The organism is Arsenicicoccus sp. UBA7492, from assembly GCF_002479615.1.
Taxonomy (GTDB): Bacteria; Actinomycetota; Actinomycetes; order Actinomycetales; family Dermatophilaceae; genus Arsenicicoccus; species Arsenicicoccus bolidensis.
The window spans coordinates 24,998-37,037 of sequence record NZ_DLOE01000022.1 but is presented as its reverse complement, the minus strand read 5'-3'; the positions used below and the strand labels follow the sequence as shown (position 1 = coordinate 37,037).

General features: G+C 72.0%; 11 protein-coding genes. 4 read left to right on the top strand and 7 right to left on the bottom strand.

Features of this window, described 5'->3' with window-relative positions:
* The first annotated feature begins 125 nt into the window (after nucleotides 1-125).
* The 3 genes from B4E97_RS05550 (at nucleotide 126) to B4E97_RS05540 (ending at nucleotide 3,114) form a co-directional block, all read left to right on the top strand.
* The gene (locus B4E97_RS05550; RefSeq protein WP_349681169.1) at nucleotides 126-1,886 is read left to right on the top strand and encodes a 3-hydroxybutyryl-CoA dehydrogenase; all 1,761 of its coding nucleotides are present in this window, start codon (nucleotides 126-128) and stop codon (nucleotides 1,884-1,886) included.
* Between the two features lie 75 nt (nucleotides 1,887-1,961).
* Nucleotides 1,962-2,240, top strand: a complete 279-nt coding sequence (locus B4E97_RS05545) for a hypothetical protein (RefSeq protein ID WP_034251810.1) — start codon at nucleotides 1,962-1,964, stop codon at nucleotides 2,238-2,240.
* A 130-nt stretch (nucleotides 2,241-2,370) separates the two neighbouring features.
* On the top strand, nucleotides 2,371-3,114 hold the full coding sequence (locus B4E97_RS05540) for an alpha/beta hydrolase (protein ID WP_286958992.1): 744 nt from the start codon (nucleotides 2,371-2,373) through the stop codon (nucleotides 3,112-3,114).
* 17 nt (nucleotides 3,115-3,131) lie between these two features.
* Here the strand turns inward: B4E97_RS05540 and B4E97_RS05535 are convergent, their stop codons facing one another.
* The 5 genes from B4E97_RS05535 to ccrA form a co-directional block, all read right to left on the bottom strand.
* Nucleotides 3,132-3,374, bottom strand: coding sequence for an acyl carrier protein (locus B4E97_RS05535; protein ID WP_286958991.1), 243 nt, complete (start codon nucleotides 3,372-3,374; stop codon nucleotides 3,132-3,134).
* The gene (locus tag B4E97_RS05530) at nucleotides 3,371-5,314 is read right to left on the bottom strand and encodes an HAD-IIIC family phosphatase (RefSeq protein WP_286958990.1); all 1,944 of its coding nucleotides are present in this window, start codon (nucleotides 5,312-5,314) and stop codon (nucleotides 3,371-3,373) included. Before B4E97_RS05530 ends, B4E97_RS05535 begins: the two co-directional genes overlap by 4 nt.
* Complete coding sequence (locus B4E97_RS05525) at nucleotides 5,314-5,838, bottom strand: serine O-acetyltransferase (RefSeq protein ID WP_286958989.1); 525 nt, start codon at nucleotides 5,836-5,838, stop codon at nucleotides 5,314-5,316. Before B4E97_RS05525 ends, B4E97_RS05530 begins: the two co-directional genes overlap by 1 nt.
* 242 nt (nucleotides 5,839-6,080) lie before the next feature.
* Nucleotides 6,081-7,409 (bottom strand): AI-2E family transporter, encoded by a 1,329-nt coding sequence (locus B4E97_RS05520; protein ID WP_286958988.1) that lies wholly within the window; start codon nucleotides 7,407-7,409, stop codon nucleotides 6,081-6,083.
* A 72-nt stretch (nucleotides 7,410-7,481) separates the two neighbouring features.
* Nucleotides 7,482-8,819: a crotonyl-CoA carboxylase/reductase gene (ccrA, locus tag B4E97_RS05515; RefSeq protein WP_286959069.1), complete on the bottom strand. Its 1,338-nt coding sequence runs from the start codon at nucleotides 8,817-8,819 to the stop codon at nucleotides 7,482-7,484.
* A gap of 179 nt (nucleotides 8,820-8,998) precedes the next feature.
* Here ccrA and B4E97_RS05510 point away from each other — a divergent pair, with 179 nt between their 5' ends.
* Entirely contained in the window at nucleotides 8,999-9,856 is an 858-nt protein-coding gene (locus B4E97_RS05510; protein ID WP_286958987.1) for a polysaccharide deacetylase family protein, read from the top strand.
* 348 nt (nucleotides 9,857-10,204) lie between these two features.
* Here the strand turns inward: B4E97_RS05510 and B4E97_RS05505 are convergent, their stop codons facing one another.
* Entirely contained in the window at nucleotides 10,205-11,113 is a 909-nt protein-coding gene (locus B4E97_RS05505) for a type IV toxin-antitoxin system AbiEi family antitoxin domain-containing protein (protein WP_019285632.1), read from the bottom strand.
* Between the two features lie 438 nt (nucleotides 11,114-11,551).
* The gene (mce, locus tag B4E97_RS05500; RefSeq protein ID WP_019285631.1) at nucleotides 11,552-11,998 is read right to left on the bottom strand and encodes a methylmalonyl-CoA epimerase; all 447 of its coding nucleotides are present in this window, start codon (nucleotides 11,996-11,998) and stop codon (nucleotides 11,552-11,554) included.
* Between the last annotated feature and the right edge of the window lie 42 nt (nucleotides 11,999-12,040).

The window sequence follows — 12,040 nt, the reverse complement described above, 5'->3', positions numbered from 1 at the left end:
CCCGAACCGCCGTCAGAGCGCCGGGCGGCCGGCATACCCGCCAGTAGTTTTGTGACCAAGCCCGCAGTCCGACAGTCTTGCCACCAGCATCACCCCCCTCAAGACTTCCAGGCATGGAGCGATCGTTGGACACCATCGGAGTGGTCGGGCTCGGCACCATGGGTGCGGGCATCGTCGAGGTCTGTGCACGGCACGGCCTCAGCGTCGTCGCCGTCGACATGGACGACGCCGCCGTCGACCGTGGTCGTGGGCACGTCGAGCGGTCGACGGGCCGGGCCGTCGAGCGCGGCAAGATGCCAGCCGAGGAGCAGCAGGAGATCCTCGGACGGATCACCTTCGCGGCCGACCTCGAGGCGGTCGCCGACTGCGACCTGGTCGTCGAGGCGGTCCCCGAGATCCTCGCCATCAAGCGGGACCTGTTCGCGAGGCTGGACGGCATCGTCAAGGAGTCCTGCGTCCTCGCGACCAACACCTCGAGCCTGTCCGTGACCGAGATCTCCGTGGCGACCAGCCACCCCGAGCGCGTGCTCGGCCTGCACTTCTTCAACCCCGCTCCCGTGCAGAAGCTCGTCGAGATCATCTCCACCGTCGTCACCGACCCCGACATCGTCACGGCCGCCCGCGAGCTCGCCGAGCGCCTCGACAAGACCCCCGTGGTGGTCGGCGACAAGGCCGGGTTCATCGGCAACTACCTGCTCTTCGGCTACCTCAACCACGCCATGAGCATGTACGAGTCGCGCTACGCCACCCGCGAGGACCTCGACGCCGCCATGCAGCACGGCTGCGGCTACCCGATGGGCCCGCTGGCGCTGCTCGACCTGATCGGCCTGGACACGGCCTACCAGGTCCTCGACACGATGTACCGCGAGGGACGCGACAAGCTGCACGCCCCGAGCCCGATCCTCAAGCAGATGGTCACGGCCGGGCTGCTGGGCCGCAAGACCGGCCGCGGGTTCTACACCTACGAGGCGCCCGGCTCCGGCAAGATCGTCGCGGACGCACTGACCCCCGTCGAGTCGGAGTCTCCCCGGCCCACCCGAGACGTCGCGACGGTCGGCGTCGTCGGCACCGGCACCATGGCCGCCGGCATCGTCGAGGTGTTCGCCAAGGCGGGCTACCCCGTCGTCGTGGTCGGCCGCACCGACGACAAGGTCGCCGGGGTGTCCGCCGCTATCGCCAAGAGCATGGACCGGGCGATCAGCAAGGGGCGCGCGACGGAGGAGGCCAAGGCCGAGGCGCTCGGTCGCGTCACCGCCGCCACCGACGTGTCCGCGCTCGCCGACGTCGACCTCGTCGTCGAGGCCATCGCCGAGGACGTCGACGTCAAGACCGAGATGTTCCGCCGGCTCGACGAGGTCTGCAAGCAGGGGGCGATCCTCGCCACCACCACAAGCTCGCTGCCCGTCATCCAGGTCGCGGCGGCCACGAGCCGTCCCGGCGACGTCATCGGCATGCACTTCTTCAACCCCGCCCAGGTGATGAAGCTCGTCGAGGTCGTCACGACGGTCTCCACGGAGGGCGACGTCGAGGAGACCGTGCTGCAGCTGTGCCGCACGATCGGCAAGGTGCCGGTCCGCTGCGGCGACCGCGCCGGCTTCATCGTCAACGCGCTGCTCTTCCCCTACCTCAACGACGCCGTCAAGATGCTCGAGGCCCACTACGCGACGGCCGACGACATCGACACGGCGATGAAGAACGGCTGCGCCCTGCCCATGGGCCCGTTCGAGCTGCTGGACGTCGTGGGCCTGGACGTGTCCTACGCGATCCAGCGGCAGCTCTACCTCGAGTTCCGCGACCGCGGCTACGCCCCGGCGCCGCTGCTGGAGCACATGGTCACGGCGGGCTACCTCGGTCGCAAGACCAAGCGGGGCTTCCGCACCTACTGACCACGGCCCGTATGCCGACGCGCCCTCCCTCTCGCTCCGGCGGAGGGAGGGCGCGACCTTTGCGACAATGGAGGCATGCCCCGAGCCAACCGACGCAGCGAGCAGCACGTCCCGCTGGCGATGGGCCGGCTGGCGGGGATGGAGCGCCGTGAGGTCCACCCCGACGGTGCGTGGATCGTGCGGGGCGTCCGTGGGGCCTCGACGGGCAAGGTCTATCGCTGCCCGGGCTGCCAGCAGACCCTGAGCGATGCCATCGCGCACGTCGTGGCGTGGCCGGCCGAGGGGCTGCGAGGGCTGCCGGACCGGCGGCACTGGCACACCCCGTGCTGGTCCGCCCGGGACCACCGCCACTAGCCCCCGGCATACGGTCCGTCGACCTTTCGTCCGTCCGTCCCCACCGCCCGCCGTCCCGCGACCGCCCATCGTCCCGACACACCGCCCGCCGCCCAGACACCGCCCCTACCGTCAGAGGAGCCGAACCCCCTTGCCCAGCCACGAGATCCGTGCCAACACCGTCCTCCCAGCCCGCAGGGAGGAGATCGAGCTGCACACCGCCGACGGCCTCCGGCTCGTCGGAGAGCTCGCGCTCCCCGTGGACCGCGACCCCGTGGCGACCCTGGTGACGCTGCACCCCCTGCCGACCCACGGCGGCTTCATGGACAGCCACGTCTACAAGAAGGCCGCCAACCGGCTTCCGGCCCTGGCCGACATCGCCGTGCTGCGCTTCAACACCCGCGGTACGAGCTCGCCGCGCGGCACCAGCGAGGGGGAGTTCGAGCACGCCGAGGGGGAGCGCTTCGACGTGGCGGCGGCCATCGAGTACGCCGAGTTCCACGAGACTCCGCCGCTGCCGCACCGCTGGCTCGTCGGCTGGTCCTTCGGCACGGACCTGACCCTGATGTACGGCCTCGACCCGGCCATCGAGGGCGCGATCCTGCTCAGCCCTCCGCTGCGCTGGACCGGGTCCGAGCACCTGCGCGAGTGGGCGGTCGACGGACGGCCCCTCGTGGCGCTGGTGCCGGAGCACGACGACTACCTGCAGCCCGCCGAGGCGCGGGAGAAGTTCTCGGTCGTGCCGCAGGCCGAGGTCGTCGGCGTCGACGGGTGCAAGCACCTGTGGGTGGGGGAGACCTACGTCCGCCGCGCCCTGGACGAGATCGTCGCGCGGGTGCGACCGGGCTTCGGCCCCCTGCCGACGACGTGGGACGGCGAGGTCGTCGAGGACTGAGCGCCTGCGACGTCCCCTCAGTCGCGCTTGGCGTCCACGACGTCGACCAGCGCGCCCACGTCGCTCAGCCCCGACATCTCCGCGTCGGACAGGTGGATCCCGAAGGCGTTCTCCACGCTGAACATCAGGCTCACGTGCGCCAGGGAGTCCCAGCCGTCCACCTGGTCGGCGACGGTCTCGCGCGTCAGTGTGAGGTCGGGATCGGCCAGGACGTCGCGAAAGATCTCCTGGACCTGCTCGAGGGTGGTCGGCTCGGTCATCGATGCTCCTTCAGGGCAGGCAGCGCGACGGCGACATAGGTCGGCGGCTGCGGGAGGGGGCGGGTGAGGTCGAGGCTCCAGGTCTGCGGGGCGTCCGGGTCCTGAGGCCGGGGTGCGGCGTCGGCAGCGTCGGGCCTGACGCCCGCGTCGGCAGCGTCGGCACGACGCTCGTCGCGGGTGAACCCGCTGGACCGGTAGACGTCTCGCGAGGGGGTGTTCTTTGCGGTGGGCACGAAGTCGCCGCGCAGGCGCGCGAACCCGGCGTCGCGGGCGTGCTCGGCCAGTGCGACGAGCAGGCTCTGCTCGACGGTGCGCCCGATCACGCGGCAGGACATCACGAAGGTGTCCACGACCAGGTCGTCCCCGTCCGGCACGGCGACGAGCGCCGCGACCAGGCCGTGGTCGTCGAAGCGGTCCCGCACGCGCATCCCCCACACGACGGCCCGGTCGACGCCGGCGAGACGCTGCACGTCGGCCGCCGAGTGACGTCGGCCGGTGAGGTTGAACTGGTTGGTCTTGCCGATGAGCTGCACGATCCGCTGGGCGTTGACCTCGTCCAACGGCTCGATCGTGGCCGCGAGCTCGAGCCCGGCGAGGAAGTCCTCCCGAGAGCCGGCCTGCGCGGCGAACGCGCCGGCCTGCGCGCGGGCGCGGTACTGCGCGGTTCGGCGGGTGTCCTCGTGCGTCAGGGCGACGGCCTGCAGCCCCGGGAACCGAGCGATGGTGCGGAGGTACTCGGTCGGCGCGGCCGGCAGCTCGACGACACCGACCAGGGGCAGCGCCTGCCGGACGGCCTCCCGCTCGACGGGGTTGTCGTCGACGAAGACCAGGGCGTCGAGCCCGAGGTCCAGGTGCGCGGCCACGCGCTGCACGGCGAGCGGCTTGTCGTCCCAGGAGGCCTCGAAGGCGACGATGTCGTCCAGGGTCAGCCGCATGTCCGGGTGGCGTTCGAAGGGCTCCCGCGCGTCCTCGGGGTTGTTCTTGCTGACGACCGCGAGCAGCAGGCCTCGGCGGGTGAGCTCCTTGAGCCAGGCCTGCAGGTCGGCATACGCCTCGCCGGCAGCTCCCGATCCGAGCTGGATGCCGCCGACCCCGTCCTCGCCGACGACACCGCCCCACAACGTGTTGTCCAGGTCCAGCACGACGACCTTGCGTCCGAGGCCCAGGGCCGAGGCCGCGACGTCGAGGATCGCGGTGGCGAGGGTCGGGAGCGCCGCCAGGCCGACGGCGTGCTTGGAGTGGTACCAGTAGCGCGGGTCGTGCCACCGCGCCTCGCCGACCCGCGCGGCCACCGTCTCGGCATCCACGAGGTGCACGCCGTCGGGGGCGGCGTCCGCCAGCTCCAGCCCGAGGCGGCGGATCATCGCGACGCGGCCCCCCGGCGACGCGAAGGCCAGGCCCGCGTAGGGGTCGTCGGTGGGCGGGACGAAGGTCGTCTGCACGATCCGGGCGCCGGTGCGCTCCTGCAGCACCTGCCACAGGCGCGTCCAGCGGGAGACCTCGGCGGCGACGTCCGCCGCGGGGTCGTCGCTGATCGGCGGCAGGTGCAGGTCACGGCGGTCGACCACGAGGGCCACCACCTCGGGCCCGAAGGCGTAGAGCGCCGACGTGGGATCGTGCACCTGCTCCTCGTACGCCCGGTAAGGGGTCTCGTGGATCTCCAGCCGGATGCCGTGCGCGAGTGCCGCCACCCGCATCGCGACCGCGAGCTGGCCGCTCGTGTGGCTGCTCAGCAGGGCGAGGCGCACGGTCCGGCGCAGCCCGGGAAGGGCGTCGTGCCCGTCCGTCCGCTGCCACAGCTGCCCGAGGAGGCGGTCGGCGGCGAGCCAGGTCGCCAGGTCGTCCGTCTCGGTGGCCACCCGCCCCAGGGTGGCGAGGCCGCGCGCGAGGTCGTCCTGGGCTAGCTGTCCGCGGGCGCGGGTGATCAGCTCCCCGGTCATCAGCGGACCGTGGGGATGCGCAGGACCCGGGGCTGCTGGTCCACGACGGTGGCGCCCTCGGGGACGTTCGTCATGATCGTGGTGTTGGGGCCGAGGTTGGCCCCGTCGCCGACACGGACACCGCCGACGATCGCGCAGCCCGCGCCGATGGAGACGCCGTTGCCGATGCGCGGCGCCTGCCGACGGAAGGTCTCGGGCTTGCCGCTGCCGGCCCCGAGCGTGACGTTCTGCCGGATGACGCAGTCGTCGCCGATCGTGGCGTGCGGGTGGATGACGATGCCGCTCTGGTGCGCGATCCGGACGCGGCGCCCGAGGGTCACCGTCCGAGGCAGCTCGATGCCGTAGACGTTGCGGCACACCAGATAGCCGGCCCGGCTGACCAGGTCCGCGGGGACCCGCGCCCACCGGGGCGCCTCGCCGGCGTCCACCCAGGCGCCGATCCGCGCCGACGCCACGGCCTGGAATCCTGGCGTCGTGACGTCGCCGTCGTGAGCCTGGCGGTCCTCGCGCAGCTGGTCCACCACCGAGAGGTGGGTCCGCAGCCACCTGACCCAGGGCCGTCGTGGCACGGTCGTCGGCGTTGTCGCCGGCGTTGTCATCGGCGTAGTCGTGCTCTCCACCGTCATGCGATTCCCCCTCGCGCTCTCGACAACACTCACGTTATGGCAGGGTTGCGTCCGGGGTGCGGCTGGGGCTGGGGGGCGGCGCAAGGTTCACCGGACCGGGCGCTCACCATCACGAAGCATCACGCTGGGTCAGCAGCAGGTCACAGGCGCCGCTGACGCGGGACCAGCACCTCTTCGTAGAGCAGGAGCAGGGCGGCGGCCGTCGGGATCGCCAGCAGCGCACCCAGCATGCCCAGCAGCGTGCCGCCGGCGAGGGCCGCGACCACCGTGACCGCCCCGGGCACCGCCACGGTGCGCTGCATGATCCGCGGCACGATGATGTAGTTCTCGACCTGCTGGTAGATCACGTAGTAGACGAGCAGGATCAGCCCTGTCTGCGGGCTCTGGATCAGGCCGGCGCCGGTCACGAGCGCTCCACCCAGGGTGGCTCCGACCATGGGGATCAGCCCGAGGAACGCGACCGTGACGGCGAGCACCTCGGCATACGAGACGTCAAGGATCCGCATGGCGATCCAGCTGAGGAGGCCGTTGATCGTCGCCACGCCCACCTGGCCGATCGCATAGCTGCCGACCCGCCGCATCATCTCCTCGGAGAGGTAGACGACCCGCGCGCGACGGCTGGCCGGGACGACGGCGTAGGCCGCCTTCTTGGTCGTGGGCAGGCTGGCGAGGAAGTAGAGCGTGAGGATCAGGACAGTGAAGGTCTGGAAGATGCCGCTGCCGAGCGCCTGCCCCGCCCCGATGAGCCCGCCCGCCACCGTGGACAGGAAGGTCTGGTCCCGCAGGCGCTCGGTGAGCTGCTGCTGGACCTGCGCCGTGAGGTTGTAGTCCTTGTCGAGGTTCTGCACCCAGGGCTGGCCGAGCAGCTGGGTGAGGTAGTCGGGGGCGTTCTTGATCAGGGACGAGGACTGCTCGACGACCGGGGGGACGACGAGCCCGGCCAGGAGGGCGAAGACGACGAGCAGGCCGAGGAACACGATGCCGACCGCGGCGCCTCGGCGCAGCCCACCCGTGACGAGGCGCTGGACCAGCGGGTCGAGGGCGAGGGTGAGGAAGAACGCGACGGTCAGCAGGGTCAGCGTGAGGCTGAGCGCGCCGATCATGCTCCACAGCGTCGCGGCGGCGAGCACGCCGATGGCGCCGACGAAGCCGATGGTGAACGGCGACTGATGGAACAGCGGGACGCCCGTCCGCGTGGGGGCCGAAGGTGTCGCGCCGGACGTGGTCGTCGTGGTGGTCGGGTCGCCGGTCCCTGACGCCGTCGGCTCGACCGTCCCGCCGGTCAGCGTGGTGTCCACGCCCCCGCCCACGTCCCCGCCCACACTCTCGCCCGCGTCCCCGCCCACCGGGAGGTCGGCGGCGTCGCGCCTGATCCGGTTGCTCTCGGCCAGGGCCTCGCGCTGGCGGGCGCGATAGGCGTGCCAGCGGCGACGTGCCGCGACCGTCCGGTCGACCAGGGGGATCCTCACGGTCCGAGGGTATGTCGGGGACCGGCCGCCACGTGGGTCACACGCGGGCGGCCGGGCCCCTCGTCATACGGCTCAGACGTCGCGGAACCGGTCGATCTCGGACTGGAGCTCGGCCCGCATCTCGGGCCTGGACACCCCGAGGCCCTGCTCGGGGGCGAGGGTGAGGACGCCGACCTTGCCCTGGTGGGCGTTGCGGTGGACGTCGAGCGCGGCCTGGCCGACCTCGTCCATCGTGTAGGTCTTGGACAGCGTCGGGTGGATCAGGCCGCGGCGGATGAGGGAGTTGGCCTCCCAGGCCTCGCGGTAGTTGGCGAAGTGCGAGCCGACGATGGACTTGAGGTTCATCCACAGGTAGCGGTTGTCGAACTCGTGCATGTATCCGGACGTCGAGGCGCAGGTCACGATCGTGCCGCCCTTGCGCGTGACGTAGACCGAGGCGCCGAAGGTCTCGCGGCCGGGGTGCTCGAAGACGATGTCCGGGTCGTGGCCGTTGGTCAGCTCTCGGATCTTGGCGCCCAGGCGCTTCCACTCCTTGGGGTCCTGGGTCTGCTCGTCCTTCCAGAACCGGTAGCCCTCGGCGTTGCGGTCGATGACCAGCTCGGCGCCCATCTTGCGGCAGATCTCGGCCTTCTCCGGGGAGGAGACGACGCAGATCGGGGTCGCGCCACCGGCCAGGGCCATCTGCGTGGCGTAGGACCCGAGGCCGCCCGAGGCGCCCCAGACGAGCACGCGGTCACCGAGCTTCATGCCAGCGCCGTTGCGCGAGATGAGCTGGCGGTAGGCCGTGGAGTTGACCAGGCCGGGGGATGCGGCCTCCTCCCAGGTGAGGTGCTCGGCCTTGGGCATGAGCTGGTTGGCCTTGACGATCGCCAGCTGCGCGAGGCCGCCGAAGTTGGTCTCGAAGCCCCAGATCCGCTGCTCGGGGTCGAGCATCGTGTCGTTGTGCCCGTCGTGGTGCTCCAGCTCGACCGACAGGCAGTGGGCGACGACCTCGGTGCCGGGGGCCCAGATGTGCACGCCCGGTCCGGTGCGCAGCACGATCCCGGACAGGTCCGACCCGACGACGTGGTAGGGCAGGTCGTGGCGCTTGCCCGCGTCGCTCGTGCGGCCGTAGCGCTCGAGGAAGCCGAACGTCGGGACCGGCTCGAAGATCGAGGTCCACACGGTGTTGTAGTTGATCGAGCTCGCCATGACGGCCACGAGCGCCTCGCCCGGCGCCAGCTCGGGCAGCGGGACCTCGTCGAGGTGCAGGCTCTCGCGGGGGTCCTTGTCCCGGCTCGCGCGACCCTCGAACATGCCGACCTCGTCCTTGTGCACCGTGACGGCCCGGTAGGACTCGGGGACGGCCAGGCCGGCGTAGGTCTCGGCCGACCGGTCCCCGCTCAGGATGGCGTCGCGGATGGCGGTCATGGCGTCGTTCGTCATGTCTGCTCCTCGGGCATGGGGCACCACTGCGTGCCGCCTCACCAGGGACGCTACTGGCGGGTCACCTCACGGCGATAGGGGTCTGAGACCTCCGACACAGGGGTGACGTCGCTCACGTGGCAGGGGCGTTAGCATGGCCGCACCGCCCGGGCAAGCCGAGCGCGATGGGGCAGACGGAGTCGTTCGTGCCTCGGGGGATGCGGGGGACCATGCGGGTGGGGAGGACCGGGCCGTCGGGCCTGGGTGCGCTCGTCGTGTCGCGCCGGACGGCGCTGACCGGCGCCGTGCTGTGCGCCGCCTCTGGTGCGGGCCTCGCCGTGACGGACGACGGCCGGCTCGAGCTCGCCCTCGGACCCACCTCCTCGCCGCAGTCGCGCCGCGCGGCGGACCGCGACTGCGTCAGCTATGTCCGGACCCACCGGCCCGTGCTGTCGCTCACCTTCGACGACGGGCCGGACCCGCGCTACACCCCCGCGGTCCTGGACCTGCTGCGCCGGTATGACGCGCGCGCCACCTTCTTCGTCGTCGGCGCCAACGCCGCGGCCCACCCCGACCTGGTCGCGCGCATGCGGGCGGAGGGCCACGAGGTCGCCAACCACACGCACGACCACGCCCACTTGACGGAGATCTCGAACGCCGAGGTCCGCGACCAGATCGCCCGCGGCCGCCGCGTCATCGGCGACGCGGGGGCGCGGCTGCTGCGCCCGCCCGTGGGCCGCACCAGCACGTCGGTGGCCGAGGTCGCCCGGTCGCTGGGGGAGCGTCAGGCCTTCTGGAGCTCCTGCCTCGAGGCGTGCCTGCACGACGGCGCGCGCGTCGGGGGCACCGGCCTGGGCGAGGCGCTCGACCCCGGCGCGGTGGTCCTGGCGCACGACGGTGGCCGGGTGGAGGGACGCTGGGCCCAGGAGTACCCCCGCGACCAGACGGTGGAGGCGCTGCCGCACCTGCTGGAGGCCCTGGCCGCGCGAGGGCTGAGCTCCGTGCCGGTGGGCGAGCTCGTGCGCTCCGGCCGCATCCGCTGACCCCGCCGACCACGCCCCGGCTCCGCCATCCTCCGTGGTGCCGGCCAGTCCCGGTGGTGTGTTGCAGCACGCCACGGGGGCTGGTGGCGGCCACGGGGGCGGGTGGTTGCCACGGGGCTGGTGGCGGCCGGGGGGCGCCCCGGACGCGCCCCCGCAGAGTCCGGCGGGGTTCTGCGTGGTGGGCTCCGCCATCCCCCGTGGTGCCGGCCAGTCCCGGTGGTGTGTTGCAGCACGCCACGGGGGCGGGTGGCGGCCACGGGGGCGGGTGGTTGCCGCGGGGGCCGGTGGTGCCTCGGCACGGGCGAGCGCCCGACCCCGTGTGGGGCGGGCGCTCCGCCATAGAAGAAGTCAGGCTGCCGCGACCCTCCGGTTCATCCCGTGACGCCGCCGGGCCCGCAGGCGTGCCCCCTCGACCTTCCGGCGCAGCAGCGCGGGGTCGTCGAGCAGCTCGTTGGTGATGCGGACGACCTCCCACCCCTGATCGCGGATGTCGTCCTCACGCACCTTCTCGCTGGGCAGCACACGGCCTGACACCGGGTCGGCATACTTCCCGCGCCCGTCGTACTCGAAGCAGACCCACTCGCCGTCGATGGCCCCGTCCACGCGGTAGCGCTTCAGACGACCGGTCACCGGGACCTGCGGCGTCGTCGCGTAGCCGAGGTGGTGCAGCGCCAGAGCGGAACGTGACTCCCCGGGTGACTCGCGTCGGCCGTCCGCCAGCCGGTGCACGAGCATCACTCCTGATCCGCCTCGCTCGAACGCGAGCCGCTGAGCCCACACGGCGAGGTCGTTCGCCGTCGTCCGGCCCGTGCGCACCGCCTCGTCGGCCGCCATGAGGGCGGACTCGGGGTCCAGCAGGGCGGTCTCCATGACGGCCCGAGCGACCCTGCACCCGGAGTCGAGCAGCAGGGCTTCGTGGACATAGACGCGTCCGCGACTCTCACGCGGGCACCCCGAGGTCCTCCATCGCATGTGGATCGTGGACAGGTCCGGCTCGTGCACCGGGAGGCCGAGATGGATCAGAGCGCTGTGGTGGCTCGCACGTTGATGTGGGTGGAGGTGCATCTCGATGCGTGTGTCCACCCGGTGGTGGTCCCGTGGCCACGGGAGGTCCTCGGCGGTGTACCAGCCTCGTCGCACCCGGGTGATCGTGCCGGCCTTGACCGCGCTGCGGAGATCGGAGTCGGTGACGCCGGAGGCGAGGGCGTCCTCGCGCGAGAAGAACTCACGGGCGAGCAGGGCTGGGGGGATCGACATGGACTGAGGATGTCTGCGTGGCCCATTCGCGACCAGGGTCCCGGCTGCTCCTGTGGATGGGGCGTTCCGCAACGCGTCGCGCTGTGGACGACGGGCCCTTCTGACGGGTTCCGGCGGGCGTTGGCCGGGGGATCTCACGGATTGTCGTGCTCATGATGTCGCGCAGGTGGCACCTCCCGGTGTCGGAGGTGCCCAGCAGCGTAGGTGGCGAGCCGCAGCACGCCACGGTCGCCGCTCAACGCCACGGTCGCCGCTCAACGCCACGGGGGCTGCTCCCCGCCACGGGCGGGGCGGGTCAGGACAGGCGGGTCAGGACAGGCGGGTCAGGACAGGCGGGTCAGGACAGGCGGGTCAGGACAGGGGGGCTGGGGCCAGGACGCGGGCGCGCCCGACCCCGCGTGGGGCCGGGCGCTCCCGGCATACGGCCGGGGCCTGAGGTCAGTGCATGCCACCCGGCGCGGGCTCGACGAGCTCGACCAGCACGCCACCGGCGTCCTTGGGGTGGATGAAGTTGATGCGCGACCCGGCCGTCCCGCGCTTGGGCTCGGGGTAGAGCAGGCGCAGGCCGCGCTCCTTGAGGGTCGCGCACACGTCGTCGATGGACTCGACGCGGTAGGCCATCTGCTGCATGCCGACGCCGGACTTGTCGATGAACTTGGCGATCGTGCTCTGCTCGTTGAGGGGGGCGAGCAGCTGGATGTGGGAGGTCGAGTCGCCGACCGCCATCATCGCCTCGGCGACGCCCTGCTCCTCGTTGACCTCGCGGTGGGCCATCGTCATGCCGTACTTCGTCTCGTAGAACTCGATGGCCTCGTCGAGGTCGCGGACCGCGATGCCGACGTGGTCGATGTGCGTGAACAGTCCCTGCAGCGTGTTGTCAGCCATGCCTCCAGCCTAGGACCGGGGGTCTGCGGCCACTCACCCGGG

What these genes read in the sequence shown, in the direction of transcription:
- B4E97_RS05545 (WP_034251810.1), top strand. Translation starts at nt 1,962, where the DNA reads ATGCCCCGAGCCAACCGACGCAGCGAGCAGCACGTCCCGCTGGCGATG.
- B4E97_RS05535 (WP_286958991.1), bottom strand. Translation starts at nt 3,374, where the DNA reads ATGACCGAGCCGACCACCCTCGAGCAGGTCCAGGAGATCTTTCGCGAC.
- B4E97_RS05530 (WP_286958990.1), bottom strand. Translation starts at nt 5,314, where the DNA reads ATGACCGGGGAGCTGATCACCCGCGCCCGCGGACAGCTAGCCCAGGAC.
- ccrA (WP_286959069.1), bottom strand. Translation starts at nt 8,819, where the DNA reads ATGACCGCCATCCGCGACGCCATCCTGAGCGGGGACCGGTCGGCCGAG.
- B4E97_RS05510 (WP_286958987.1), top strand. Translation starts at nt 8,999, where the DNA reads ATGGGGCAGACGGAGTCGTTCGTGCCTCGGGGGATGCGGGGGACCATG.
- B4E97_RS05505 (WP_019285632.1), bottom strand. Translation starts at nt 11,113, where the DNA reads ATGTCGATCCCCCCAGCCCTGCTCGCCCGTGAGTTCTTCTCGCGCGAG.
- mce (WP_019285631.1), bottom strand. Translation starts at nt 11,998, where the DNA reads ATGGCTGACAACACGCTGCAGGGACTGTTCACGCACATCGACCACGTC.